Annotated in this window: 20 protein-coding genes and 1 tRNA gene; 3 read left to right on the forward strand and 18 right to left on the reverse strand. The window is 69.7% G+C overall.

What is annotated here, in order from left to right:
• The first annotated feature begins 140 nt into the window (after nucleotides 1-140).
• Both JOM49_RS00360 and JOM49_RS00365 read left to right on the forward strand, forming a co-directional pair.
• Complete coding sequence (locus JOM49_RS00360) at nucleotides 141-1,013, forward strand: thioredoxin-like domain-containing protein (protein ID WP_209662184.1); 873 nt, start codon at nucleotides 141-143, stop codon at nucleotides 1,011-1,013.
• Complete coding sequence (locus JOM49_RS00365) at nucleotides 1,010-1,741, forward strand: DUF305 domain-containing protein (RefSeq protein WP_209662185.1); 732 nt, start codon at nucleotides 1,010-1,012, stop codon at nucleotides 1,739-1,741. Before JOM49_RS00360 ends, JOM49_RS00365 begins: the two co-directional genes overlap by 4 nt.
• On the opposite strand, the gene JOM49_RS00370 is transcribed toward JOM49_RS00365, so the two are convergent.
• The 6 genes from JOM49_RS00370 to JOM49_RS00395 all read right to left on the reverse strand — a co-directional run bounded on the left by JOM49_RS00370 (nucleotide 1,734) and on the right by JOM49_RS00395 (nucleotide 5,412).
• Nucleotides 1,734-2,951, reverse strand: a complete 1,218-nt coding sequence (locus JOM49_RS00370; RefSeq protein ID WP_209662186.1) for an RNA polymerase sigma factor — start codon at nucleotides 2,949-2,951, stop codon at nucleotides 1,734-1,736. The two genes, JOM49_RS00365 and JOM49_RS00370, sit on opposite strands and share 8 nt — an antisense overlap.
• The gene (locus JOM49_RS00375) at nucleotides 2,951-3,358 is read right to left on the reverse strand and encodes a YciI family protein (RefSeq protein WP_209662187.1); all 408 of its coding nucleotides are present in this window, start codon (nucleotides 3,356-3,358) and stop codon (nucleotides 2,951-2,953) included. Before JOM49_RS00375 ends, JOM49_RS00370 begins: the two co-directional genes overlap by 1 nt.
• An 80-nt stretch (nucleotides 3,359-3,438) precedes the next feature.
• Entirely contained in the window at nucleotides 3,439-4,107 is a 669-nt protein-coding gene (locus JOM49_RS00380) for a B3/B4 domain-containing protein (protein WP_209662188.1), read from the reverse strand.
• Complete coding sequence (locus JOM49_RS00385) at nucleotides 4,104-4,706, reverse strand: LysE family translocator (RefSeq protein WP_209662189.1); 603 nt, start codon at nucleotides 4,704-4,706, stop codon at nucleotides 4,104-4,106. The genes JOM49_RS00380 and JOM49_RS00385 overlap by 4 nt, the downstream gene beginning before the upstream one ends.
• Before the next feature lie 77 nt (nucleotides 4,707-4,783).
• Nucleotides 4,784-5,047, reverse strand: a complete 264-nt coding sequence (locus JOM49_RS00390) for a hypothetical protein (protein WP_209662190.1) — start codon at nucleotides 5,045-5,047, stop codon at nucleotides 4,784-4,786.
• 292 nt (nucleotides 5,048-5,339) lie between these two features.
• A tRNA-Arg gene (locus JOM49_RS00395) sits at nucleotides 5,340-5,412 on the reverse strand.
• Between the two features lie 202 nt (nucleotides 5,413-5,614).
• Here JOM49_RS00395 and JOM49_RS00400 point away from each other — a divergent pair.
• On the forward strand, nucleotides 5,615-6,532 hold the full coding sequence (locus tag JOM49_RS00400; RefSeq protein ID WP_209662191.1) for a cation diffusion facilitator family transporter: 918 nt from the start codon (nucleotides 5,615-5,617) through the stop codon (nucleotides 6,530-6,532).
• Nucleotides 6,533-6,536: 4 nt separating this feature from the next.
• Here the strand turns inward: JOM49_RS00400 and JOM49_RS00405 are convergent, their stop codons facing one another.
• From JOM49_RS00405 to JOM49_RS00460, 12 genes are all read right to left on the reverse strand, one after another.
• Nucleotides 6,537-7,505 carry an ABC transporter permease gene (locus JOM49_RS00405; protein WP_209662192.1) on the reverse strand — a complete coding sequence of 323 codons (969 nt, stop codon included), beginning with the start codon at nucleotides 7,503-7,505 and terminating at the stop codon, nucleotides 6,537-6,539.
• Nucleotides 7,502-8,461, reverse strand: a complete 960-nt coding sequence (locus JOM49_RS00410; protein ID WP_209662193.1) for an ABC transporter permease — start codon at nucleotides 8,459-8,461, stop codon at nucleotides 7,502-7,504. Before JOM49_RS00410 ends, JOM49_RS00405 begins: the two co-directional genes overlap by 4 nt.
• Nucleotides 8,458-9,978, reverse strand: coding sequence for a sugar ABC transporter ATP-binding protein (locus JOM49_RS00415; protein WP_209662194.1), 1,521 nt, complete (start codon nucleotides 9,976-9,978; stop codon nucleotides 8,458-8,460). Before JOM49_RS00415 ends, JOM49_RS00410 begins: the two co-directional genes overlap by 4 nt.
• Nucleotides 9,968-11,047 (reverse strand): ABC transporter substrate-binding protein, encoded by a 1,080-nt coding sequence (locus JOM49_RS00420; RefSeq protein ID WP_209662195.1) that lies wholly within the window; start codon nucleotides 11,045-11,047, stop codon nucleotides 9,968-9,970. The genes JOM49_RS00415 and JOM49_RS00420 overlap by 11 nt, the downstream gene beginning before the upstream one ends.
• 36 nt (nucleotides 11,048-11,083) lie before the next feature.
• Nucleotides 11,084-13,525: a LamG-like jellyroll fold domain-containing protein gene (locus JOM49_RS00425; RefSeq protein ID WP_209662196.1), complete on the reverse strand. Its 2,442-nt coding sequence runs from the start codon at nucleotides 13,523-13,525 to the stop codon at nucleotides 11,084-11,086.
• 460 nt (nucleotides 13,526-13,985) lie between these two features.
• Entirely contained in the window at nucleotides 13,986-14,195 is a 210-nt protein-coding gene (locus tag JOM49_RS00430) for a LuxR C-terminal-related transcriptional regulator (protein ID WP_209662197.1), read from the reverse strand.
• Complete coding sequence (rhaI, locus tag JOM49_RS00435; protein ID WP_209662198.1) at nucleotides 14,192-15,358, reverse strand: L-rhamnose isomerase; 1,167 nt, start codon at nucleotides 15,356-15,358, stop codon at nucleotides 14,192-14,194. The genes JOM49_RS00430 and rhaI overlap by 4 nt, the downstream gene beginning before the upstream one ends.
• 12 nt (nucleotides 15,359-15,370) lie before the next feature.
• A complete protein-coding gene (rhaS, locus tag JOM49_RS00440; protein ID WP_209662199.1) occupies nucleotides 15,371-16,438 on the reverse strand; it encodes a rhamnose ABC transporter substrate-binding protein in 1,068 nt (355 codons plus the stop codon).
• Complete coding sequence (locus tag JOM49_RS00445) at nucleotides 16,438-17,397, reverse strand: ABC transporter permease (RefSeq protein ID WP_209662200.1); 960 nt, start codon at nucleotides 17,395-17,397, stop codon at nucleotides 16,438-16,440. The genes rhaS and JOM49_RS00445 overlap by 1 nt, the downstream gene beginning before the upstream one ends.
• Nucleotides 17,397-18,443 carry an ABC transporter permease gene (locus JOM49_RS00450; RefSeq protein ID WP_209662201.1) on the reverse strand — a complete coding sequence of 349 codons (1,047 nt, stop codon included), beginning with the start codon at nucleotides 18,441-18,443 and terminating at the stop codon, nucleotides 17,397-17,399. The genes JOM49_RS00445 and JOM49_RS00450 overlap by 1 nt, the downstream gene beginning before the upstream one ends.
• Nucleotides 18,440-19,933, reverse strand: coding sequence for a sugar ABC transporter ATP-binding protein (locus JOM49_RS00455; RefSeq protein WP_308158614.1), 1,494 nt, complete (start codon nucleotides 19,931-19,933; stop codon nucleotides 18,440-18,442). Before JOM49_RS00455 ends, JOM49_RS00450 begins: the two co-directional genes overlap by 4 nt.
• Nucleotides 19,934-20,556: 623 nt before the next feature.
• A complete protein-coding gene (locus tag JOM49_RS00460; RefSeq protein WP_209662202.1) occupies nucleotides 20,557-23,709 on the reverse strand; it encodes a family 78 glycoside hydrolase catalytic domain in 3,153 nt (1,050 codons plus the stop codon).
• Nucleotides 23,710-23,751 lie beyond the last annotated feature (42 nt).

The raw sequence follows: 23,751 nt of genomic DNA on the forward strand, positions 1-23,751 counted from the left end.
GCCGAAGCCTGCGACCTTGACCCGGGTCAGGGTCAAGCGAGACCCTCCGAAGCGCCCTACACCGACCAGACACACCATCCCTACACTGGCCGGGGTGCTCCATGACCGGGGCGACGACGAGACGAGGTCGGTACAGCACGATGGCAAGCGGCACGAAGAAAAAGGGCAGGCCGACGAACGCCGTGAAGTCGGCCCGGGGCTCCGTGGTGGCCAAGAAGGGCACCCCGTGGGGCACGATCATCGCGGTGGTGGCGATCCTGGCGCTCGCCGGGGTGGTGTTCGGCTACTACTACGTCAACTCGGCGGACAAGCGCGAGCAGAAGACGCGTGAGGAAGCGGCCGCCGCCTTCGCGCCGTCGGCGGAGAACCCGGACCCGTCGCTGAAGATCCCCGGCATCGTCACCAAGCAGTACGAGGCCAGCGTGCACATCCTCCCCACCGAGCGCGTGGCCTACGACCAGACCCCGGCCTTCGGCGGTCCGCACGACGGGTTCTGGGCGGCCTGCACCGGCATCGTCTACCCGAACGCGGTGCGCACCGAGAACATGGTGCACTCGCTGGAGCACGGCGCGGTCTGGATCGCCTACAACCCCGACCAGGTCACCGGTGACGCGGTCAACAAGCTGCGCGTGCGGGCCGAGGGCAAGCCGTACACGATGATGTCGCCGTTCCCCGGCCTGGACAAGCCGGTCTCCCTGCAGGCGTGGGGTCACCAGCTCAAGCTCGACTCGGTCGACGACGAGCGCATCGACCAGTTCATCGCCGCGCTGCGGCTGAACCCGAGCACCTACCCCGAGCAGGGCGCGTCCTGCGACGCCATGGGCCCGGGCCGCTTCGACGTGGACGCGCCGCCCGCCTTCGACGCGACGCCGCCGGGACCGGACGCCAAGCCCATGGACTACAAGGGTTCCGAGGGCGCCGAGCAGGAAAGCACCGGCATGCCGGGCGGGGTCCCGGGCGGCGTGCCCGGTGGCACGCCCCCGGTCGGGCAGCAGCCCCCGGCCGGCGGATGAGTTCGGCTTTCCCCGAAGAGGACCAGGAGCGGGCGGAGTTCGGCGAACCCCGCCCGGCCTGGTCCCGGGTGGTCATCCTGGGCGCCGCGACGCTCGCGGTGCTCCTTCTCGGCGCGACCATCGGCATGTTCCTCACCCAGTCGCTCGGCCAGGACGCCGAAACCGCGGCACCCTCGCCCGGGGTGGTGGAGGTCGGGTTCGCGCAGGACATGGCGGTGCACCACCTCCAGGCGGTCACCATGGCCAACTGGGCGCGTGACCACTCCACCGACCCGCAGGTGCAGCAGCTCGCCTTCGACATCGCCAGCACCCAGCTCGAGCAGGTCGGGCGGATGAAGGGCTGGCTGATGCTGTGGAACAAGCCGGAGCAGGCCATCGGCGGGTACATGACCTGGATGACCGACTCGCCTGGGCACGCCCACGGCGGCCACGGCGCTGCCGCCACCGGTCCCGCCACGCCCGCCGGGTTGATGCCGGGCATGGCCACCAACGACGAACTGGCGAAGCTGAGGTCGTTGTCCGGCAAGGAACTCGACGTCTACTTCCTGCAGCTGATGCTCCGCCACCACCAGGGCGGCACGGAGATGGCGCAGTACACCCAGGACCACAGCGGCCTGGCCGCGGTGAAGTCGCTGACGAACAGCATCCTCAAGTCGCAGAGCGCCGAGGCCCGCGTGATGACCGGCATGCTCGCCGACCGCGGTGCCACCCCGCTGCCGTTCAGCTGAGCATTCCCGCCCGGCGGTGCAGATACCGCTGCTGCGGCAGGCTCGTCGCCCGGTTCGCCGCGGCCACATAGGACTCACGCGCCGCGGCCCTCTCCCCGGACAGCTCCAGCAGGTGCCCCCGGACGGCGTCCACGCGGTGATCGCCCGGGAGCCGTTCTTCCACTGCCGCAAGGAGTTCCAGCCCGGCTCGCGGTCCCTTGGCCATCGCGACCGCGACGCTGTGGTTCAACGCCACCACCGGGTTGTCGGACAACCGCAGGAGCGCTTCGTACAGCGCGACGATCTGCGGCCAGTCGGTCTCCTCGGCGCTGGGGGCCTCGTCGTGCACGGCCGCGATCGCCGCCTGCAGCTGGTATTCGCCCACCGGGCCGTCCGGCAGCGCGGCGGTGATCAGCTCGATGCCCTCGGCGATGTTGTCCGCGTTCCAGCGGCCGCGGTCCTGTTCGGCCATCGGTACCAGCGCGCCGTCGGGTCCGGTGCGGGCCGCGCGACGGGCGTCGGTGAGCAGCATCAACGCGAGCAGCCCGGTCACTTCGCTGTCGCCGGGCAGGAGGTCGTGCAGCAGGCGCGCCAGCCGGATCGCCTCGGCGGTGAGTTCGGTCCGCTGCAGTTCGGGGCCCGCGGTGCTGGCGTACCCCTCGTTGAAGATCAGGTAGAGCACGTGCAGCACGGCGGCGAGCCGGTCCGGGCCCGCCGGCACGCCGAACGGGACGCCGCTGTCCTTGATGCGCTGCTTGGCCCGGCTGATGCGCCGGGTCATCGTGGCTTCCGGGACCAGGAAGGCCCTGGCGATCTCGGCGGTGGTCAGGCCGCCGACCGCGCGCAGGGTGAGCGCGATCTGCGAGGCTGGGGACAGCGACGGGTGGCAGCACAGGAACAGCAGCACCAGCGTGTCGTCCGAGGCCTTTTCGGGCCGGTCCGCTGGCGGTGCCAGCCATTCCTCGGGCAGCACCTGCCGGGCGACGGTTTCCTCGCGGCGGCGGCGGGCGTACTCGCTGCGCAGCAGGTCGGTCAGCCGCCGGGAGGCGACGGTGATCAGCCAGCCGCGTGGGTTGTCCGGGATGCCGCTGTCCGGCCACTGCGTGGTCGCCGCGAGCAGCGCCTCCTGGACCGCGTCCTCGGCGGTGTCGAAGTTGCCGAACCGGCGGACCACCGCGCCGAGGACCTGCGGCGCGAGACCGCGCAGCAGGCCCTCGACCTCGGCGGGCATCAGAAGTTCAGGTCCGCGGCGGATTCCACGAGGGGCCGGACGTCCGCGTAGGCATCGTCGTCGAACCCGGCGGGCACCGGGCAGTCGGCCAGCCGCGCGGCGATCTCGGTGGCCCGGTCGAAGCTCTCGCACTCGACGATCCAGTAGCCGGCCAGCACTTCCTGCGTCTCGGCGTAGGGGCCGTCCGTCCACACGGGAGTGCCGTCCTTGGCGCCCTGCACGCGGCGGGTGTGCACGGGCTCGTGCAGGCCGCGGGTCTCGACCAGCTCGCCGGAGGCTTCCAGTTCGGCGTTGAACTTGCCCATGAAGGCGTGCAGGTCGCCGAAGTCCTCGGCCTGGAACTCGCCCTTGCCCGCCATGGCGTCGTAGTGCTGCTGCGAGCCGTAGCTCAGGATCATGTACTTCATCGTGGTCTCCTCGCCTCGTTCGGTGCCCTTTCACCGGAGACGTCGGAGCAGCGGCGCCCATCCGGACACCCATTCTCGCCTCAGTAGCGGAATTCCGGATCGGCCCGGCTGAGGATCGCCCTCCTGGGGTGGCCGAGTTCGTGTTCGAGGGCACTGACCAGGGCTTTCACGTCGTCGACCGCGGTCTCGTGCAACGCCTCCGCGACGATCAGCACGGTCTCGGTCCGGTCGCTGACCGCCGAGCGCCCGCTCTGACGATTGGTCCAGCGGCGGGCGTGGGCATGCCCGGCCTCGTCGGCGAACACCACCTCACCGGGCTGCGGATGCTCGACCTCGCCGCCGAACGTCAGGTACTCCTCGTCGCCGGTGGCGTAGCGGACCTCGAGGTCGCCGGTGATCCGCGCGAGGTCGAGCACCGCGATCGGGATGGCATAGGCGAGCGAGACCGCGTTGCACAGGTCGATCACCGGGTGGATGCCCGGGAGCGACTTCTCCTTGCGGAACCGGCGGAGCAGCGACTCGGAGGCGCAACGGTACTGCGTCGGCTTGAGCCCGAGCTGCCCGAAGGCCCGCCGCCAGGCTTGGATCTCGGGCAGCTGCGCTTCGGTGGTGCCTTCGAGCCGCCTCTCGGCGATCTCGTAGTACTCGGTGAGGTCCCGCCGGGCCACGGTGTGCTCGACGTGCAGGACAGCGGGAACGAGCTGCGGGAAGTCGGCCCAGAGGGCGTCGGCGTGGCGGAAGGTGCTCATGCCTCGGTCACCGCCAGCTTGAAGCCCAGCCCGGCGAACGCGGCGGCGAAACTGCGTCGGGTCCAGGCGAGCACCTTCGGTCTGGCGATGATGTGGTCGCGCACGGCGGCGGCAAAGGCGCCGTAGCCGAGGAAGACGACCAGCGTGAGCGCGGTGAAGACCGCGCTCATTTCCACCATGCGCCACACCGGCTCGCCGGGCTGGACGAATTGGGGCAGGAACGCGACGAAGAAAATGGTCAGCTTGGGATTCAAGATGTTGGCCAGTACCCCGGTGGTGATCACCTTGAGCGGGGAAACCGGGACATTTTCCTGCGGCTCGAACGTCGATTTGTCTCGAACAGTGGCCCACGCGAGGTACAGCAGGTAGGCGACGCCGAGGTATTTCAGCACCTCGAAGGCGGTGGCGCTGGTGTGCAGGAGCGCGGCCAGCCCGGTGAGCGCCGCGAGCAGGTGGGGCAGGGTGCCGAGGGTGCACGCGAACGCGGCCACCGCACTCGCGCGCACCCCGCGGCTGAGCCCGGCCGCCACCGTGAAGAGCACGCCGGTGCCGGGGGTGGCCACGATGACCAGTGCTGTCAGGAGGAACTCGATGCTCACGGGGTCGATCCTGGTGGCCGGGGTGGCCCAGTGAACAGGTCCAGTCGGGCTCCGCCGACTTGGTCCACCCGGGCCGGTCAGCAGTGCCCGAGGTGCGTGGTGCTGAAGCCGCTGGCGATGTTGCGGAACCAGTAGTAGTGCACGTGGCGGTTCGCCTCGTGCCAGTGGTCGTAGAACTTGAAGATGTGCCCGTCGAGTTCGATGTGGGAATCATGGCCGCACCAGTTGTACGGATCGATCGGCAGTTTCTGCGCCGCCGGTTCCGCCTGCGCCGGCCCCGCGAACAACGCACCGGCCGCCAACGCGACCACACCCGCCTTCAAGGCTCTTTTCAGCATCATTCCCCCAGGCTGAAGGTGACCCGCATCACGGTCAATGGCCTTCACCAGTGACTGAACGGGGGACGCCGCCCGGATGGATAAGTGCTGCTCCGCGCCGTCGCCGATGAAAGCGAATCAGCCGACGAAGCGGTGAGACGGGTAACGAACGGCACGCCAGTCGATCTGCCAGTGAAGCAGCTGTCCGCTACGTCGGAACCCGGTCGTCACGCGCATTTGAGCGCCGTGCCGACCACGCCGAAAACAAGAACAGCCCTACCGCGTTTCCGCTGGTAAGGCTGTGTCCGAAAAGGAGTGCCCTCGGCAGGATTCGAACCTGCGACACCTGCCTCCGGAGGGCAGTGCTCTATCCCCTGAGCTACGAGGGCCCGTCAACTTGCGACCTCGTGAAGCCTAGCGCATCCCCCGAAGGCGTTGACAGCGGGTTGACGATCCCGCGCCGCGGGAAGCCCCGGTTGGGGGGTTGGGCCCGGGCGAGGTGCGTCGTACCGTAGCTTAGGCTGGCCTCTATTGCATGCATGCGCATGTCACTATATATTCCCCGGGGTACGAGCAACGGGAGGCGGCGGGATGGGCCACGGACACGGCCACGGGCAGGTGCCCGCGGGAGGTGCGTCGGGCAGGTACGTGCGTGCGTTGACCGCCGCGCTGCTGATCGGCGCGGCTTTCATGGTGCTGGAGTTCGCGGTCGGCTTCGCGACCTCCTCGCTGGCGCTGATCTCCGACGCCGCGCACATGTTCACCGACGTGCTCGGCGTGGGCATGGCGCTCACCGCGATCCTGCTCGCCCGTCGCAGCGGGCCGACCTTCAGCCGCACCTTCGGGCTCTACCGCGCCGAGGTGCTCGCGGCGCTCGCCAACGCGGTGCTGCTCTTCGGCGTGGCCGGGTACGTGCTCTACGAGGCCATCAGCCGGATCACCGACCCACCCGCAGTCCCCGGGTGGCCGGTGATGATCGTCGCGGCCGTCGGGCTGGGCGCCAACGTGGTGTCGTTCCTGCTCCTGCGTGCGGGCGCCAAGGAGAGCATCAACGTCCGCGGCGCCTACCTCGAAGTCATGGCCGACATGATCGGCTCGTTCGGGGTGCTGCTCAGCGGGCTCATCACGCTGACCACCGGCTGGCGCTACGCCGACCCGCTCATCGGTGTCGCCATCGGCCTCTTCGTGCTCCCCCGCACCTGGACCCTGGCCCGCCGGGCGCTGCGCATCCTCTTCCAGCACGCCCCGCAGGGCGTCGACGTCGGCCGGATCAGCGAGGAGCTCGCGGCCCTGCCCGGGGTCACCGACGTCCACGACCTGCACGTGTGGACGCTCACCTCCGGCATGGAGGTCGCCTCCGCCCACCTCACCATCGAGTCGGCCGCGGTGCACTGCGACGTGCTCGTCGAGGCCCAGAACCTGCTCGCCGGCACCTACGGCATCGAACACGCCACGCTGCAGGTCGAGCCGAGGGAATCGGCCCGACGCTGCAGCGAGATGTCCTGGTAGGCCCCTACTTCACCTGGCGCGAGAGCCAGCGCTGCAGGGTGACCACGATCAGCAGGATCGTCCCGCTGACCACCGCCTGCCAGTTCGAGTTCAGCGAGCCGACCTGGTTGATCACGTTCTTGATCACCTGGAGCAGCAGCACGCCGACCAGCGTGCCGAGGATGGTGCCCGCGCCGCCGGTGAGCAGCGTGCCGCCGAGCACCACCGCGGAGATCACCTCCAGCTCCATGCCGACGCCGAGCACGGTCACCCCGGACGAGGTGTACGAGGCGATCAGCAGCCCGCCGAACCCGGCCAGCAGCCCCGACGCCAGGTAGGTGACCACCTTCGCGCGGACCACCGGCAGGCCCATCAGGTCGGCCGCGTCCTCCTGCCCGCCGATCGCCAGCACGGTCGAGCCGTACGTGGTCCGGTGCAGCACCAGCGCGCCGATCCCGAACGCGACCACCACGATCCAGATCGGGTAGCCGATGCCGAAAAGGCTGCCCTGCGCCAGTTCGCGGAAGGCCGAATCCGGCGGCACCTTGTACGTGGTGGCGCCCTCGTCGCTGATCAGCAGCAGCACCCCGCGGGCGAACAGCAGGCCGGCCAGCGTGACGATGAACGGCGGCAGCCCGCCGCGCGCGATGATCAGCCCCTGCACCAGCCCGATCGCCCCGCACACCAGCAGTGGCAACAGGATCGCCACCCAGGTGCCGTACTGCGCGCCCCAGGCGGCCAGCACCCCGCCGAGCGCGAACACCGAGCCGACCGAGAGGTCGATGCCACCGGTCATGATCACGAAGGTCATGCCGAGCGCGACCACGGCCAGGAACGAGGCCTGCAGCGCGATGTTCGTCAGGTTGCCGGCGGTGCCGAAGGAATCGAAGGCGAAGGTGGAGGCGACGACCGCGACCACCAGGATCACCAGTGCGCCCTGGCGTTGCGCCGAGCGCGCCACCCTCGCGCGGGTGGCCGTGGGCGTGGTCGTCATGTCGTCACCTTCTGCCCGGTCTTCTTCCGTGCCTTCTTCCGGCCGAGCTGCACGTAGACCGCGGCCACCACGATCACCGCCTGCGCCACCTGCGCGGTGGAGTCGGGGATGTCGTGGAAGATCAGCGTCGCGGTGATCAACTGCATCAGCAGCGCGCCGGCGATGGTGCCGGCGATGCGCACCTGCCCGCCGGACAGCGGCGTGCCGCCGATCACCACCGCGGTGATCGCGGACAGCTCCACCAGCATGCCGAGCTTCGTCGGGTCACTGGCCTGCGACCGCGCCGCCATCAGCACCCCGGCCAGCGCGGCGAGCAGCCCGCAGATCACGTAGGTGGTGATCAGCACGCGCTTGACCGGCAGCCCGGCGAGTTCCGCGGCGCGCTTGTTGCCGCCGATGGCCACCAGTTGCCGCCCGTAGGTCGACCGCCGGACCAGGAACCAGGCCAGCGCGGCGACCACGGCCGCGATCAGCACCACGTACGGGATGCCGAGCAGGTCACCGGTGCCCAGCTCGACCATGCCCGGGTCGCGGATGCTCTTGATCTCCCCGCCGAACACGTTGGCCAGCCCGCGCCCGGCGACCATGATGCCGAGCGTGGCGATGATCGGCTGCACGCCGACCTTCGCCACCAGCACCCCGGCCAGCACCCCGGTCACCGCCCCGGCCAGCACGGAGATCAGCAGCGCGCCCACCGTGCCGTACCCGATGTAGAGCGGGACCAGCGCCGCCGCGATCGCCATCACCGCGCCGACCGACAGGTCGATGCCCTCGGTGCCGATCACCAGCGCCATGCCCAGCGCCACCAGCAGCACCGGCGCCACCTGGATCAACTGCAGCCGCAGCGTGCCCGCGCTGACGAAGTTGTCGGTGATCGCGATGTTGATCAGCAGCAGCAACACCAGTGCCACGTAGACACCGTTGCGCCGCACCCAGTCCTTGTCGAACCGGCTCATTCCCCGTCCTCCCCCGCCAGCGCGGCCAGCAGGTCCGCGCCGGTGACCCGGTCCCCGGTCAGCTCCCGGCTCACCGATCCGTTGTGCAGCACCACGATCCGGTCGGCGCCTTCCACCAGCTCGTCCATCTCGCTGGAGATCAGCACCACCGCGAGCCCCTGGTCGGCCAGTTCGTCGATCAGGGACTGCACCTCCAGCTTCGCGCCGACGTCGATGCCGCGGGTGGGCTCGTCGAGCAGGAAGACCTTCGGTTCGGTGCACAGCCAGCGCGCCATCAGCACCTTCTGCTGGTTGCCGCCGGAGAGCTCGCGCACTTTCTGCGCCGGACTGGATGCCTTGATGTGCAGGCGTTTCATGAACGTTTCGACCAGCGCGTCGATGCGTGCCTCGGTGACCAGACCGGCCCGCGAGAACCGCGGCAGGACCGCCAGCGCGATGTTGTCGCGCACCGACAGGTCCGGGATGATGCCTTCGGCCTTGCGGTCCTCGGACAGCAAGGCGATCCCCGAGCGCAACGCGTGCCGCACGGAGTTCGCCCGCACCTTCTTCCCGCGCACCGAAACCGAGCCGGACTGCGCGGGCAGCGCACCGTAGACCGCCTTGACCGTCTCGCTGCGGCCGGAGCCCAGCAGCCCGCCGAGGCCGACCACCTCACCCGGTCGCACGGTCAGCCCGACGCCGGAAAGCCGGTGCCGGACGTCCAGACCGGACACTTCCAGCACCGGTTCCTCGCTCCGCGTGTGCTCTTCGCCGAATTCGGTGGCGCCTTCGCGTTCCACCTGCTCGATGTCGCGGCCGAGCATGCGCGCGACCAGGGTGACCCGGTCCAGCTCGGCCATCGGGCCGGTGTGCACCTGCTGCCCGTCGCGGAGCACGGTCACCCGGTCGCACAGCTCCCACAGCTCGTCGAGCCGGTGCGAGACGAAGATCAGGCCGACCCCGCGATCCCGCAGGCCACGCGCCACTTCGAAGAGCGTGGCCACCTCGCGGGCCTCCAGTGAGGAGGTGGGCTCGTCCATGATCACCACGCGGCTGTCCACCGACATCGCCCGTGCCAGCGCCACCATCTGCTGCACCCCGAGCCCGAGCCTGCCGAGTTCGGCGGTCACGTCGAGGTCCAGCCCCAGCGAGCGGGTCAGCTCGGCGGCCTGGCGGTTCATCGCCGCCACGTCGATCAGCTTCCACCGGTTGCGCGGCTCACGGCCGAGGAAGATGTTGCGCGCCACCGAAAGCAGCGGCACCAGGTTGATCTCCTGGTAGATCGTGGAGATGCCGGCGTCCTGCGCGGCGGAGGGCCGGTGGAAGTCCACCGGCTCCCCGCCGAAGCGCACCTGGCCGCCGTCGGGGCGGTACACCCCGGTCAGCACCTTGATCAGCGTCGACTTGCCGGCGCCGTTCTCCCCCACGAGGGCGTGGATCTCCCCCTTCGCGAGGGAGAAGTCCACGCCGCGCAGAGCGTGCACACCGCCGAAGGACTTCGTGACGGCGGTGGTCTCCAGTAGTGCCTCAGAACGCATTGGCGAGGTTCTGCGCGGCGTTGTCCCGGTTGTACTCGTCGTCCTCGATGATGACGTTCTCCGGGATGGCCTCACCGTTGTAGAACTTCTGCGCGGTCTCGAAGGCGAGCGGGCCGAAGCGCGGGTTCGACTCGATCACCGCGTTGATCTGACCGTCCACAATGGCCTGGACGGCGTTGCGGGTGCCGTCGATGGAGACGATCTTGACGTCCTCGCCCGGCTTCTTGCCGGTCGCGGTCACCGCGGTCACCGCGCCGAGGCCCATTTCGTCGTTGTGCGCGTAGATCGCGGTGATCTCCGAGTTGGCCTGGAGCAGCTGCTCGGCCACCGCCTGGCCCTTCTCCCGCGCGAAGTTGCCGGTCTGCTCGGCCACGATCTGCAGGCCGGGGTACTGCTTGAGCTGGTCCTTGAACCCGGCGTTGCGGTTGTCGGTCACGTTGTTGCCCGAGGAGCCGAGCAGGATGGCCACCTTGCCGGTGCCACCGGTCGCCTTGTTCATCGCGTCGGCCGCGCGCTTGCCCTGCTCGTAGAAGTCCGAGCCGAGGAAGGCCACGTAGTCGGTGCAGGCGGCGTTGGTGACCTTGCGGTCGATGGTCAGCACCGGCACGCCCTTGGCCTTCGCCGCGGCCAGCGCCGGGTCGAGGCCGTCGGAGTTCACCGGCGCCACGATCAGGAACTGCGCGCCCTGGTTGAGCAGGTCCTGGATATCGGCGATCTGCTTGGGCAGCTCGTTGTTCGCGTTGGTCACCAGCAGCTGCTTGACGCCCAGCTGCTCGGCGGCCGACTTGATCGACGCGGTTTCGGCGGCCCGGAAGGCCGCGGTGTCGGGTTCGGACTGCGAGAACCCGACCACCGCGGTCTTCAGGTCCAGCTTCTGCGCCCCGTTCTTCTCCAGGGTGCACCCCTCCCCCGCCCCGGGGGCCTGGCTCTTCACCACCTGGCCGTCACCACCCGCGGTGCCCGTGGGCGCCGCGGAACTGCCTGAATCTCCCGGGTTGGTGCACGCGGTGAGCGCCAGACCGGCGGCCGCCAGCAAGATGACGGAGAGCCGGGTTTTTCTGCTGTTCATCGTTGAACTCCTCGTGGGGCAGGAAAGGGGTGAAACCTAGGGGCGGGTCGCGAGTGCCGCGATCTCCTGGCCGGTCAGCGCCCGGTCGAACAGGCGGACGTCGTCCACGTCACCGCGGAGGAAGTCGACCTGGTTGCCGCCGTACTGACCGCGGCCGATCACCGTGGGGCCGGTGGATTCCGGGGCCGCGCAGGCGCTCTGCCCGGCGACCTTCTGGCCGTCGACGTAGAGCGAGAGCGTGCCCGCCTTGGCGTCGCGGACGCCGGTGAGGTGGTACCAGCGGCCGACTTCCGGCTTCTGCGGCGACAGCGCGCGCAGGCCGACGAAGCTCATCGCCCAGCGCTGGTCCTGTCCCGAGTACTGCAGGAAGAAGGCGCTGTTGCTGCCGGTGTCCTGGCTGACCACGGTCTGGAACGCGCCGTCCGCCACGTCGAGCTTGGCCCAGGCGGACACCGAGTAGCTGCTCGCCGAGTTCACCAGCGCGCTGCCGGTGTCGCCGAACCCGTTGCCGTTGAAGGAAACCGCGCCGTTCTGCACACCGGGGGCCCACTCGGCGCCGGTCAACTTGGCATCGGCGTCACCGACCGCGTCGGCGGCCGTGGTGCCGGTGCCCTCGTCGAACTTGTAGGCGTGCACCCCGTCGGTGCCCGGGGTGCCGGGACCGGGGTCCGGCGCGCCGGTGCCGCTGCCGTCTGCCTCCCGCACGATCTTCTCGTTGATCGCCTTGACCTGCGCGAAGTCCATCTTCTTCACCTGCCGGTCGTAGGTGAAGAAGCCGTTCACCTCGTGCTCGACGTCGGTGATCTGGGTGTAGATGGCGCCGCTGATGCCGCAGCGCTGCGCGGAGTCCAAGACGTCCTCCTGGTTTTCCACGTAACGCCTGGTCAGCGTGGCCGGGTCGGGCGTCATCTCGTAGGCGTGCCCCTCGCCGAACCACATGTGGCCGTCGATCTCCAGGCCGAAGCCGCCGTGCTCACCGTCCATCGAGGCGCGGTGCTCGTCCGGCACCGGGGTGCCGGGGCCGACGTAGGCGTGCCAGTCGAGCACGTCGCCCTTGCCGGAGTCACCGAGCGAGTCGCAGCAGTTCACCCCGCTGTGCGCGTTGACCAGGCGGTTCGGGTCCTGCGCCTTGACCTCCTCGGCGATGCGGCCGGTGGCTTCGCGGTTCCACTCGCCCCAGCCCTCGTTGAACGGCACGTACCCGATCACCGAGGTCCAGTTCTTCTTCTGCTCGACCAGTTCGTGCAGTTCGGTCTCGAACTGCTGCTGCGCGTCCACCGGCGGGCGGCCGCCGGTCCGCATGGCCGGCATGTCCTGCCAGACCAGCAGGCCGAGGCGGTCGGCGTGGTAGTACCAGCGGTCGGGCTCGGTCTTGATGTGCTTGCGCACGGTGTTGAAGCCGAGTTCCTTGTGCTGCTCGAGGTCGAAGGCCAGCGCCTCGTCGGTCGGCGCGGTGTAGATGCCGTCCGGCCAGTAACCCTGGTCCAGAGTGGACATCTGGAAAAGGATCTTGCCGTTCAGCGTCATCCGCAGCTTGCCGTCGGCGCCTTCGACCTTGCCGATCTCCCGCATGCCGAAGTACGAGGAGACGCGGTCGACCGGGCGGTCGTTGGCGTCACGCAGGATGACGTCGAGGTCGTAGAGGAAGGGGTTGTCCGGCGACCACAGCTTCGCCTGCGGCACGTCGACCTTGATTTCCCCGGCAGCCCGGGTCCGCTTGCGGCTGACCACGGCACCGCCGTCGCGCACGATGACCTCGGCGGACAGCGCGCTCGCGTCACCGCTGGTCTGCACGGTCAAACCCAGGGTGTTCGTGTCGATGTCCGGCACCATGCCGAGGTTCTCCACGTGCGCGGCGGCGACCGGCTCCATCCACACGGTCTGCCAGATGCCGGAGGCGCCCTCGTAGAAGATCCCGCGGTCGGGCACGATGCGCTGCTTGCCGACCGGCTGCCAGGTCTTGTCCGCGCGGTCCTCGACGCCGACGACGATCTCCTGCTGGCCACCCGGCTTCAGCGCGTCGGTGATGTCGGCGGAGAACGCGCCGTAGCCGCCCTTGTGCTCGGCGACCTTCTTGCCGTTGACGTAGACCGACGCCAGGTAGTCGACCGCGCCGAAGTTCAGCTTGAGCCGGTTCCGGCTGCCGACCTGCCAGTTCGGGGGCACGGACACGGTGCGGCGGTACCACATGTAGTCCTCGTGCCGCTCGATGCCCGACAGCACCGACTCGCTCGGATACGGCACCAGGATCCGCTCGCCGAGGGTCTTGCCGAAGGGCGGGGCCTCCCCGGCGGTGGCGCCCGCGAACTCCCAGACGCCGTTAAGGTTCTGCCAGTCCTTGCGGGTCAGCTGCGGCCGCGGGTACTCCGGCAGCGCGTTGTCGGGGGTGACCAGGTGGGTCCAGGGGGTCGGCAGTTTCGGCGTGCCCATCGCCCACTCCGGCTGGGCCGAAGCTTGCGGGGCCACCACGGTGAGCATCGCCAGGACCGAGGCGAGCGCGGCAGCGGCCCACGGACGTCTGATCTTTCGGCGTCGGCTAACACGTGACATCGTTGTCGTACACCCTTCAGGTGAGGTCCTGGTGAACCAGCGGCTGCTGGCGCCCGGGAAACGAGTCCGCATGTGCCGGCACGTGGTGGACCCGCCGTGACACATTTCACGCGGGAACTCAACAGATGTCAACACATCCGACCATACTTGCTCAGCTCTCAACATTTGCGCTCGCACCGGCCTTGCCCAGGGGATGTCCGTTTTGGTCACGGACAGAACAAGATCCCCGGTGCGGATGGCCGCACCGGGGATCTGTTGATTCTTGTCTCTTTGTGGCGGTGGTGGGAGCGGGGTGGGGATAGATCCGACGACCCCCGCCCGCGGATGCTAGGAGTGGGGCATTACTTGCATTGAACGCAAGTAATGCCCCACTCCTAGCATTCAGAGGTCAGAGCAATCCCCGGCGCACCGCCCAGACCACCGCCTCGATCTGCGTGCGCACGCCGAGCTGGTCGCAGATCGCCCGGGTCCGGCGCCGGATCGTGCGGTCGGACAGGCCGAGCCGCCGGGCCACCGCGTCCGCGGGCAACCCGGCGGCGAGCAGCCGGAGCAGTTCCAGGTCGTCGTGCCGCAGCCGTTCCCTGGTCAGCACCGTCACGCCCCCCAGCCCATCGCGGCGCCTCCGGCCCGCTCGGCCTCGATCCGCTCCTGGTACCCGCTGCGGTGGTAGGCCGCGATCGGGTCCGCGTCCAGGCCCATGTCCTGGCGGAGTTCGGCCAGCCGCGGCCGGACGTCGGTGTTGAAGGCGTCCATCACCACCGCGTTCGCGCCGAGCACGTCACCGTCGGCCTGCGCCCGCGCGAGCGCGTCGGCATCCACCAGCAGCGCCTTGGCCGTGGCCTCCTGGACGTTGAGCACCGAGCGGATCATCGCCGGCACCTTCGGTTCCAGGTTGTGGCACTGGTCGAGCATGAACTCCACGTCCGCGGCCGGATCCAGCCCGCCGGCGCTGACCAGTTCGTGCATGATCCGGAAGAGCTGGAACGGGTCCGCCGCACCGACGATCAGGTCGTCGTCGGCGTAGTTGCGGCTGTTGAAGTGGAACCCGCCGAGCCTGCCTTCGCGCAGCAGCAGCGCGACGATGAACTCGATGTTCGTGCCCGGCGCGTGGTGCCCGGTGTCCACCAGCACCTGCGCGCGCTCGCCGAGGCGCAGGCAGTGGGCGAACGACGTGCCCCAGTCCGGCACGTCCATGGTGTAGAAGTGCGGCTCGAAGAACTTGTATTCGAGCAGCAGCCGCATGTTCTCCGGCATCCGGTCGTACACCTCGCGCAGACCTTCGTACAGGCGGTCCTGGCGGGCGCGGATGTTGTCCTGCCCGGCGTAGTTCGTGCCGTCGGCCAGCCACACCGACAGCACGCCGGAACCGGTGGCGCGCCCGATCTCCACGCACTCCAGCAGGTGGTCGACGGCCTTGCGGCGGACCCCGGGATCGGGGTTGCAGATGCTGCCGAGCCGGTAGTCGTCCTCTTGGAACACATTGGGGTTGATCGCGCCCAGCTCGATCCCGCGGTCGGCGGCGTACCGGCCGAGCGCGCCGAAGTCGTCCACGCGGTCCCACGGGATGTGCAGCGCGATGCTCGGCGCGACGCCGGTCAGCTCGTGCACCTTCGCCGCGTCGTCGATCTTCTCGTACGGATCACGCGGGATCCCGCGCTGGGCGAACACCTTGAACCGGGTGCCCGAGTTCCCGTACGCCCAGGACGGGGTCTCGATCCGCTGGGCGCGCAGCACCTCGGCGGCTTGTGCCCACGAACTCATCCGCTGCCCCTCTCAGAAGTCGAACCGGTCGATGTTGGCCGCGTCGAACACGGTCGGCGGGCCGAGCACGACCTCCCCCTCCGCGCCGATGGTGTACTCGCCCAGTTCCCCGGCGGAGAACTTCTCCCCCTGGGCACCGGTGATCCGGCCGGACGCGAGCGCGGTCGCCGCCTGCACGCCGAGGTAGCCGAGCTTGTTGGGCTCCCACAACGCGAACTTGCCGACCGTGCCGTCCTTGACGTAGGCCCGCAACTGGTTCGGCGTGCCGAGGCCGGTCAGCGCGACCTTGCCCTTGTACTCCGACGAACTGAGGTAGCGCCCGGCCGCGGCAAGGCCGACGGTTGTCGGCGAGACGATGCCCTTGAGCTGCGGGTGTGCCTGCAGCAGGCCCTGGGTCTTCTGGAACGACGTCTGGTCGTCGTCGTTGCCGTAGGCGGTTTCGACCAGCTTCAGCCCGGCGTACTCGGGCTTCGCCAGTTCCTGCTTCATGATCTCGATCCAGGTGTTCTGGTTCGTCGCGTTCGGTGTGGCCGAGAGGATGGCGATCTCCCCGTTGCCGCCCACGGCTTCGGAGATCAGCTGGACCTGCTTCACCGCGATGTCCCGGGAATCGGCCTGGTTGATGAACACGTCACGGGCGTCGGCCGCCACGTCGGAGTCGAGCGTGACCACCTTCATCCCTTGCTGGCGCGCGGTTTTCAGCGCCGGGGCCACCGCGTTCTCGTCGTTGGCCGCCATGATCAGCGCGTCCTGGCGCTGCTGCGCGGCGGTGTTGATGTAGGTGACCTGCGAGGAGGCGCTGGCGTCGGACGGGCCGGTGGCCTTGAACTCGGCCTGCAGTTCGCCCGCCGCCTTCTCGCCGCCCTGCTGCACCACGGTGAAGTACGGGTTGTTCACCTGCTTGGGCAGGAAGGTCATCTTCAGCCCGGTCTTCAGCGGGGCGGCCGGGTTCGCCGCCCCGCTGGCCGCGGGCGCGGGTCCCTGGTCGGCGCTGTCCTTCGTGGTCCCACTGCAGGAGGCCAGCAACAGCGCCATGCCGAGTACCGCGGCACCTCGTCGTGCGGCGGATCGTGTGTTCATCAGGTTTTCCTTCCTGCCGGGGTGAACCGGCTGCCGAGCAAGCGCGGGATGAGCACGCCGGCGAGCAGCAGCGCGCCGGTGACCACGGTCAGCACCTCGGTCGAAACGTCGTCGAGGATCAGGAGGTTGCGCAGGCCGCCGAGCAGCAGCACCCCGGCGATGACCCCGCCGAGCGTGCCCTTGCCGCCGAAGATCGAGACCCCGCCGAGCAGCACCGCGGCGACCACGGCGAGTTCGAGCCCGTTGCCGTTGTCCGCGCGGGCGCTGGAGAACCGCAGGGTGTAGACGATCCCGGCGATCGCGGCGACAGCTCCGGTCAGCACGAAGAGCACCAGCTTGACGCGCTTGACGCGGATGCCGGAGAAGCGGGCGGCCTCGTCGTTCGCGCCGATGGCGAAGGTGGACCGGCCGAACGAGCTGTAGTGCAGCAGCACGGCGAATCCGATGGCCAGCACCGCGAAGAGCAGGATGGGGTACGGGATCTGCGTGCCGGGGATCGGCGTGTTGCCGAACTGGGTGAAGGTCGCCGGGAAGTCGGCGACCGCGGTGTCGCCGAGCAGCACCAGCGCGAGCCCGCGGTACAGGGCGAGCGTGCCGATGGTGACCGCGAGCGAGGGCAGGCCGAGCCGGGTGACCAGCAGGCCGTTGACCGCGCCGCACACCGCCCCGGCCAGGATCGCCACCGGCAGGATCAGTTCCAGTGCCCAGCCCGCGTTCCACAGCGTGCCGACCAGCGCGCTGGACAACCCGAGCACCGAGGCGACCGACAGGTCGATCTCGCCGGAGACCACCACGAGGGTCAGCGGCAGGGCGATCAACGCGATTTCGGCGATGTCCAGGCCGAGGTAGAACAGGTTGCCACCGGAGAGGAAGGTGCCGCCGGTGCGGACGCTGCCGACCACCGCGACCACCACCAGCAGGAGCACCAGCACCGACTCCCAGCGGATGAGCCGGGCCATCACGCGCCTCCCCTCAAATTATTGCGGCGCAAGGCAGCCGCGAGCCGGAGCGCCACGAGCCGGTCGATCGAGATCGCGGCGAGCAGCAACGCACCGGTGATCGCCTGCTGCCAGAACGCGGGCACGCCGAGCACCACCAGCGAACCGGCGATCGTGCTGAGCAGCAGTGCGCCCAGCGCCGCGCCGAGCACGGTCCCCGAACCGCCGAAGATGGCCACGCCGCCGACCACCACGGCCGCGACCACCTGCAGTTCCAGCCCGGTGCCCGCGGCGGCGTCGACCGTGCCGTAGCGCGCGGCCCACAACGCCCCGGCCAGCCCGGCGATCGCGCCCGACACGGCGAAGGCGGTGAAAGTGCGGCGGCGCACCGGAATCCCGGCCAGTACTGCGGCCTCCGGATTGGAGCCCATCGCGTAGAGCTCCCGGCCGGACCGGTACGAACGGAGGTAGAACCACGCGGCCAGCACCACGATCAGCGTGATCAGCACCAGGTTCGGCACGCCGAGCAGGCGCCCGCTGCCCAGGCCGAGCAGGTTTTCGGGCAGGTCGGCGGCGTTGACCTGCTCCCCGGAGGCCAGCGCGAAGTCGAGGCCGCGGAAGACGTAGAGCGTGCCGAGGGTGACCACCAGGCTCGGCACCCGGCCGAGCGCGACCACCAGGCCGTTCGCCGCACCGCAGAGCAGGCCGATCAGCACGCCGAGCGCGACCCCGGCGACCACCGGCAGGTTCTCGTTCGACGCGAAGGTGTCCGCGGTGAGGAAGGCGGCCAGGCCGAGGACCGAGCCGACGGAGAGGTCCACGTTGCGCGTGATCACCACGATGGTCTGGCCGACCGCGAGCAGCGCCACGATCGAGGCGTTGAGCAGCAGGTCGCGCACGCTCTGGGCCTCGACGAACCGCGGGTTGCTCAGCGCGGTGCCGCCGACCACGAGCAGCAGCGCGAGCAGGATGCCCAGCTCACGGACCTTGCCGGCGCGATCGGCGAGCCTGCGGGCGGTGGTGCCGGCCTCCGGGACCGCCTGGTCCACTGTGGACTCCGCGGTCATGCCCGGCCCGCCGCGGCCAGCGCCACCGACTCCTCGGTGGCCGCCGCCCGGTCCAGTTCGGCGGTGAGGCGGCCCTCGTGCATGACCAGCACGCGGTCGGCCATGCCGAGCACCTCGGGCAGTTCGGACGAGATCATCAGCACCGCCACCCCTTCCGCGGCGAGTTCGGACAGCAGCCGGTGGACCTCGGCCTTGGTGCCGACGTCGATGCCGCGCGTCGGTTCGTCCACGATCAGCACGGCCGGCTTCCTCGCCAGCCACTTCGCGAGCACGACCTTCTGCTGGTTGCCGCCGGAAAGCACGCCGACGGGGTCGCCGAGCCGGGAGAACTTGAGCCGCAGTTTGACGGCCCAGTCCTTGGCCAGCTGTCGTTCGTCCCGCCTGCGGATCAGGCCGCCGCGACTGAGTGTGCCGAGCGAGGCCAGCGCTGCATTGCGCTCGATGGACGCATCCATCACCAGCCCCTGCTGCCTGCGGTCTTCGGGCACGAAACCGATCCCGGCGGCCATCGCGGCGGTCGGTGAACCCGGTTTTAGGGGTTCGCCGTTTCTTCGCACGGTTCCGGCGTCGGGACGATCGATGCCGAAGATCGCGCGGGCCACCTCGCTGCGCCCGGCCCCGACGAGTCCGGCGAGCGCGACGATCTCGCCCGCCCTGAGGTCGAAGGAGATGTCGGTGAACACGCCTTCCCTGGTCAGGCGGTCTATTTTCAGCGCGACCTCGCCGGGGGTGGTGTCCTGTTTGGGGAAGAGGGTGGACAGCTCGCGGCCGACCATGCGGCGGACCAGGTCCTCGGGGGTGTGCCCGGCCAGTTCGCCGGTCCAGACGTGCTCGCCGTCGCGGAGCACGGTGGCCTTGGTGCACAGCTCGAAGACCTCGTCGAGCCGGTGCGAGACGAACAGCACCGCCACTTCGGCGTCGAGCAGGGCGCGGACCACGCCGAACAGCCTGCGAACCTCCACTTCGGACAACGCGGCGGTCGGCTCGTCCATCACGACCACGCGGGCGTCGAAGGACAGCGCCTTGGCGATCTCGACCACCTGCTGATCAGCGATGGAGAGCCCGCGGGCCGGCCGCGCCGGATCCAGCGCGACGCCGAGTCGCTTGAACAACGCGCGCACGGCCTCGTGCATCGCGCGGGTGTCGATCCTGCGTCCGCTGCGGAGGGGCTGGCGGCCCATGAACACGTTCTCGGCCACGGACAGGTCCCCGAACAGGGTGGGCTCCTGGTAGATCACCGCGATCCCGGCGTCCCTGGCGTCGGCGGGCCCCCCGAACCGGGTGGGCTCGCCGTCGATCAGCACACTGCCCTCATCCGGGCGGTGGACACCCGCGAGCACCTTGATCAGCGTGGACTTGCCCGCCCCGTTCTCGCCGAGGAGCGCATGGGCCTCACCCGCACGCAGGCCGAGCGACACCCCGGCCAACGCCCGCACCGCGCCGAAGGCCTTGGTGACCTCGCGCAACTCGGTCACCGGGTGCTCGGTCACTGGTCTTCTCCCTCGCGTGAATAAATCGTTTCAATCCACGGATGAGCCGAGAGTGCGTCGAAACTGTGACCTGTGTCAAGTTCTCCACCCACCTTGTCCCAAAACTGACGCCCTCCCCTACCCCCTCGAACCCCTCCCCCGCCACCCCCATTAGAACGTTTCAACCCCCAGCCCCACCTCCCGACACCCGAGCCACACACCCAGACACCCGAACCCCACGCTCAGGAAGCCGAACCCCACGTTCGGGCTGGCGAGTTCCACACTCAGGCAGCCGAGTCACACACTCCCGCAGCCGAGTTCCACATCCAGGCAACCGAGTCCCGCGCCCGGGCAGCCGAGTCCCGCACCCGAGTACCCGGGTTCGACATCCGGGCTGGCGAGTCGCATGCTGCGCCCGCCGCGAGCGTGGGTTTCGGCTGCACGAGGGCGGAACTCAGCTGCCTGAACGTGAAACTCGGCCGCCCGAATGTGGGGTTCGGGTGCCTGAACGTGCGGTTCGGCTGCCTGAACGTGCGGTTCGGATGCCTGAACGTGGGGTTCGGCTGCGCCAATGTGGGGTTCGCGGGGACGAGTGTGGGACTCGGGTGCCTGAGCGTGGGGTTCGGGTGCTGGGTGTGGGGGGGTTAGGTGGCGTGGAAGCGCCATTGGCCGTGGGTGATGTGGTGGACGGCGTAGCCGCGGTCTGTGCGGATGCGCGGGGAGGCGGGGACGGAGGTGACGGTGCCGGGTAGGTGGACTTCGGCCTCCGAACCCACGGGGACGTCCACGGTCAGCCGTAGGCCCCCGCTGACCTTGGTCCAGTGCACGCCGACCCGTCCTCGCACGGTTTCGACGCTGCTCCCCGCCCAGTGCACCCCGGTCAACGCGTCCGGCCGCACGGTGAACGTCCGGTACCCCGCATCCCCCGGGCGCAGGCCGGCGACGTTTTCGTACAGCCACTGCACCACGGTCCCCTGGAAGTAGTGGTCCCGCGAACGCGAGTCCAGCTGCCACATCTCCCACATGGTGTCCGCGCCGTTGTCGAACCAGTACCCCCAGCTCGGATAACTCCGCTGCGTGGCCACGGCATGGGCGACGTCGGCGTGACCATAGGCGGTGAGCACCCGCAGCAGCACGCTGGTCCCGAGCGCGCCGGTGTTCAGATGGTCACCCCGCGCCCGGATGTCCGCCACCAGACTGTCCACAACGGACTGCACCGCCCCGGCCGGGACCAGGTCGAAGGCCAGCGGGATCGCGTTCGACGTCTGCCGGTAGCCGGGGTCCTTCGCCGTCCGGTAGTGCCCTCCCGGACCGAGGAAGGCCGCGTTGAACGCCTCCCGGAGGCCGTCCGCCACCGAGCGGTACCGCGCCGCGGTCTCCTCGTGCCCGAGCATCGAGCCGAGTTCGGCGGTGCCGACGAGCGCCCGGTGCAGGTACGCGGTGGCGGTCAGCCGGGTGTCCTCCGGAGGCACGCCGCCGTACCCGGGCGGCAGGTAGTCGCCCAGCGCGGTGACCGCCAGGCCGTTCTCCAGCCGCCCGATTTCCCAGTCCAGGTACCGGGTCAGCGGCTGCCAGTGCTCGGCGGCCACCCGGTCGTCGCCGTACCAGCGATACATTTCCCGGACCAGGAAGGGGTAAACCGTCGTCCATTCCGGAGCGGGCGCCAGTTCCTGATAGCCCCAGCCACCACTCGGCACGATCACCGGCAGCTGCCCCGGCTCGTTCTGGCTGTCCGCGAGGTCCCCGATCCACTTGGTGAGGAACCGCGGCACGGCGAAGGCGTACGCCAGGCTCGGCGCGCCGAGTTGCGCGTCCCCGGTCCAGCCGTTCTTCTCGTACATCGGGGTGTCGGTCGGGATGCCGTGCAGGTTGTTCAGCAGCGTCCGGCGCATCGCCCGGTCCAGCTGCTCGAAAAACGGCTCCGAGCAACGGAAAGAGGCAACCTCACGTACCTTCGTGTGCACCACGCGGCCAAGCAACCGAGGCTGCGTCGTCAGCCCGTGCACCTCGACGTACCGGAAGCCCTTGTACGAGAACTTCGGCTCCCAGGTCTCCTCACCACCACCCGCGCAGGTGTAGAAGTCCTTCTGGTGCCGCCCGGGCACGTGCCCGTTCTCCCAGATCACGCTCCCGTCCTCGCGCAGGCGCTCGCCGTGCCACAGCTCGACCGTCGTACCCGCCGATGCGCTCACCGTCAGCTTCGTCCAGCCCGCCATCGTGCGGCCCATGTCGGCGACGAACACCCCCGGCCGCAACGCGGTGATCGACACCGGCGTCACGGTTTCCACTACCTCGATCGGCTCGTGCTGCTGGGCGCGCACCACGCCCTTCGGCGCGCTGTGCACGACCGGCGCCCGCCAGGAACTGTCGTCGAAGCCGGTCGACGACCACCCCGGCTTCGCCGCACGCGCGTCGTAGGATTCCCCGGCGTACAGCGAATCCGATACCGTCGGGCCGTCCGCGAGCCGCCACGAGGTGTCCGACGCGATGGTCGTGCGGCTGCCGTCCGGGTGGGTGATCTCCAGCTGTGCCAGTAGTTTCGGCTCACCACGCCAGTCCGGCTTCTCCCAGCGCCAGACGTTCGGCGTGGTCATGGCGTAGAACCCGCGCCCGAGCGTCACACCGATCGCGTTGGCCCCACCGCCGAGCAGCCCGGTGACGTCGTGCGTGGCGTACAGCACGGTCCTGTCGTAGTCGGTGAACCCCGGGTCGAGCACCTGCGTGCCGACGCGCTTGCCGTTGATTTCGGCTTCGTAGTAAGCCAGACCGCTGATGTACAACCGCGCGCTCGCGATCGGTTTGTCCACAGTGAACTCACGACGCAGCAGCGGCGCGGGCACCTGCGGCACCTGCACCGAAACCCCGCTCCCCCACGGACCCTGGCCGTAGGGCGCCAGCACCACGGCCTCGGCCCAGCCGCTGTCGTCGAAGTCCGGCTGCTGCCAGCCGCTCTGCTCGGTGTCCGCGACCCGCCACCCCGGGCCGGTGACCAGCTCGTGCGTCCCGGTCCGGAGCCGGACCAGCAGGCCGCCCGGGTTGACCGACACCGAACCGCGGTTCGTGGCAAGCACCGCGACCACCACACGGCCGCTCACGGAGACGTGAGCGTGCCGCGCGCTCCGCCAGCCGTCGACCTGCTCGGGCGCGTGCAGTACCTGCTCCCCGTTGAGGAACAGGGTGAAGTCGTCGTCCGCCGTGGCGACCAGCTCCGCCTCGGTGACCCCGGCCGGCAGGTCGAGCGTCGCGCGGAACCAGCGTGGACCGGCCGGCGCGTTGCCGCTCGTGCTGCCCGGAGACCAGATCCACGACGTGCCGGTGAAGTCGGGCGGTGCTTCCGGCGCGGGCGCGCCGATCCAGGCCGCCGTCCACTCGGTACCGAGGAAACCGGTCTCCCACCAGCTCCACGCGCTCCAGTCCGACGCCTGACCGTCCTGGTCCCACACCCGCACGCGCCACTGGTACCGCGTACGCGGCCGCAACGCCGGGCCGTCGTAGGCGACGGCGGTCGAGCGGTCCGACGCCACCCGCCCCGAATCCCAGACCCCGTCTACCTCGAGCTGGTAGGCCGTCTGCCGGGCGCCGTGGCCGGGCGCCACCGGCACCCACGACAGCAGCGGCCGGGCGACATCGGTGCCCAGCAGGGTTTCCGCGTATTCGACGGTCAGCCGTTCGACGTGGAGCACACCCGCCTCCCCTGCCTGGTCAGCTGCGGCCGCCTCCGCGGTGGGCAGCGCGAGCGCGCCCGCGCCCAGTGCGGAGGTCTGCAGGAAGCTACGCCGGTTCACTCCACCAGTCATCACCGGAACGTACGAACGACGCCACGCGCGCGGCAACGCCGA

Origin of the sequence: Amycolatopsis magusensis (assembly GCF_017875555.1) — a bacterium.
Taxonomy (GTDB): Bacteria; Actinomycetota; Actinomycetes; order Mycobacteriales; family Pseudonocardiaceae; genus Amycolatopsis; species Amycolatopsis magusensis.

Excerpts from the sequence above, each read along its gene's own strand:
- JOM49_RS00410 (WP_209662193.1), bottom strand. The coding sequence starts at position 8,461 with ATGAGCCGGTTCGACAAGGACTGGGTGCGGCGCAACGGTGTCTACGTG.
- JOM49_RS00390 (WP_209662190.1), bottom strand. The coding sequence starts at position 5,047 with ATGATGCTGAAAAGAGCCTTGAAGGCGGGTGTGGTCGCGTTGGCGGCC.
- JOM49_RS00360 (WP_209662184.1), top strand. The coding sequence starts at position 141 with ATGGCAAGCGGCACGAAGAAAAAGGGCAGGCCGACGAACGCCGTGAAG.
- JOM49_RS00365 (WP_209662185.1), top strand. The coding sequence starts at position 1,010 with ATGAGTTCGGCTTTCCCCGAAGAGGACCAGGAGCGGGCGGAGTTCGGC.
- JOM49_RS00460 (WP_209662202.1), bottom strand. The coding sequence starts at position 23,709 with ATGACTGGTGGAGTGAACCGGCGTAGCTTCCTGCAGACCTCCGCACTG.
- JOM49_RS00370 (WP_209662186.1), bottom strand. The coding sequence starts at position 2,951 with ATGCCCGCCGAGGTCGAGGGCCTGCTGCGCGGTCTCGCGCCGCAGGTC.
- JOM49_RS00405 (WP_209662192.1), bottom strand. The coding sequence starts at position 7,505 with ATGACGACCACGCCCACGGCCACCCGCGCGAGGGTGGCGCGCTCGGCG.
- JOM49_RS00420 (WP_209662195.1), bottom strand. The coding sequence starts at position 11,047 with ATGAACAGCAGAAAAACCCGGCTCTCCGTCATCTTGCTGGCGGCCGCC.
- JOM49_RS00450 (WP_209662201.1), bottom strand. The coding sequence starts at position 18,443 with ATGACCGCGGAGTCCACAGTGGACCAGGCGGTCCCGGAGGCCGGCACC.
- JOM49_RS00415 (WP_209662194.1), bottom strand. The coding sequence starts at position 9,978 with ATGCGTTCTGAGGCACTACTGGAGACCACCGCCGTCACGAAGTCCTTC.
- JOM49_RS00375 (WP_209662187.1), bottom strand. The coding sequence starts at position 3,358 with ATGAAGTACATGATCCTGAGCTACGGCTCGCAGCAGCACTACGACGCC.
- JOM49_RS00400 (WP_209662191.1), top strand. The coding sequence starts at position 5,615 with ATGGGCCACGGACACGGCCACGGGCAGGTGCCCGCGGGAGGTGCGTCG.
- rhaI (WP_209662198.1), bottom strand. The coding sequence starts at position 15,358 with ATGAGTTCGTGGGCACAAGCCGCCGAGGTGCTGCGCGCCCAGCGGATC.
- JOM49_RS00445 (WP_209662200.1), bottom strand. The coding sequence starts at position 17,397 with ATGGCCCGGCTCATCCGCTGGGAGTCGGTGCTGGTGCTCCTGCTGGTG.
- JOM49_RS00380 (WP_209662188.1), bottom strand. The coding sequence starts at position 4,107 with ATGAGCACCTTCCGCCACGCCGACGCCCTCTGGGCCGACTTCCCGCAG.
- rhaS (WP_209662199.1), bottom strand. The coding sequence starts at position 16,438 with ATGAACACACGATCCGCCGCACGACGAGGTGCCGCGGTACTCGGCATG.
- JOM49_RS00425 (WP_209662196.1), bottom strand. The coding sequence starts at position 13,525 with ATGCTCACCGTGGTGGCCCCGCAAGCTTCGGCCCAGCCGGAGTGGGCG.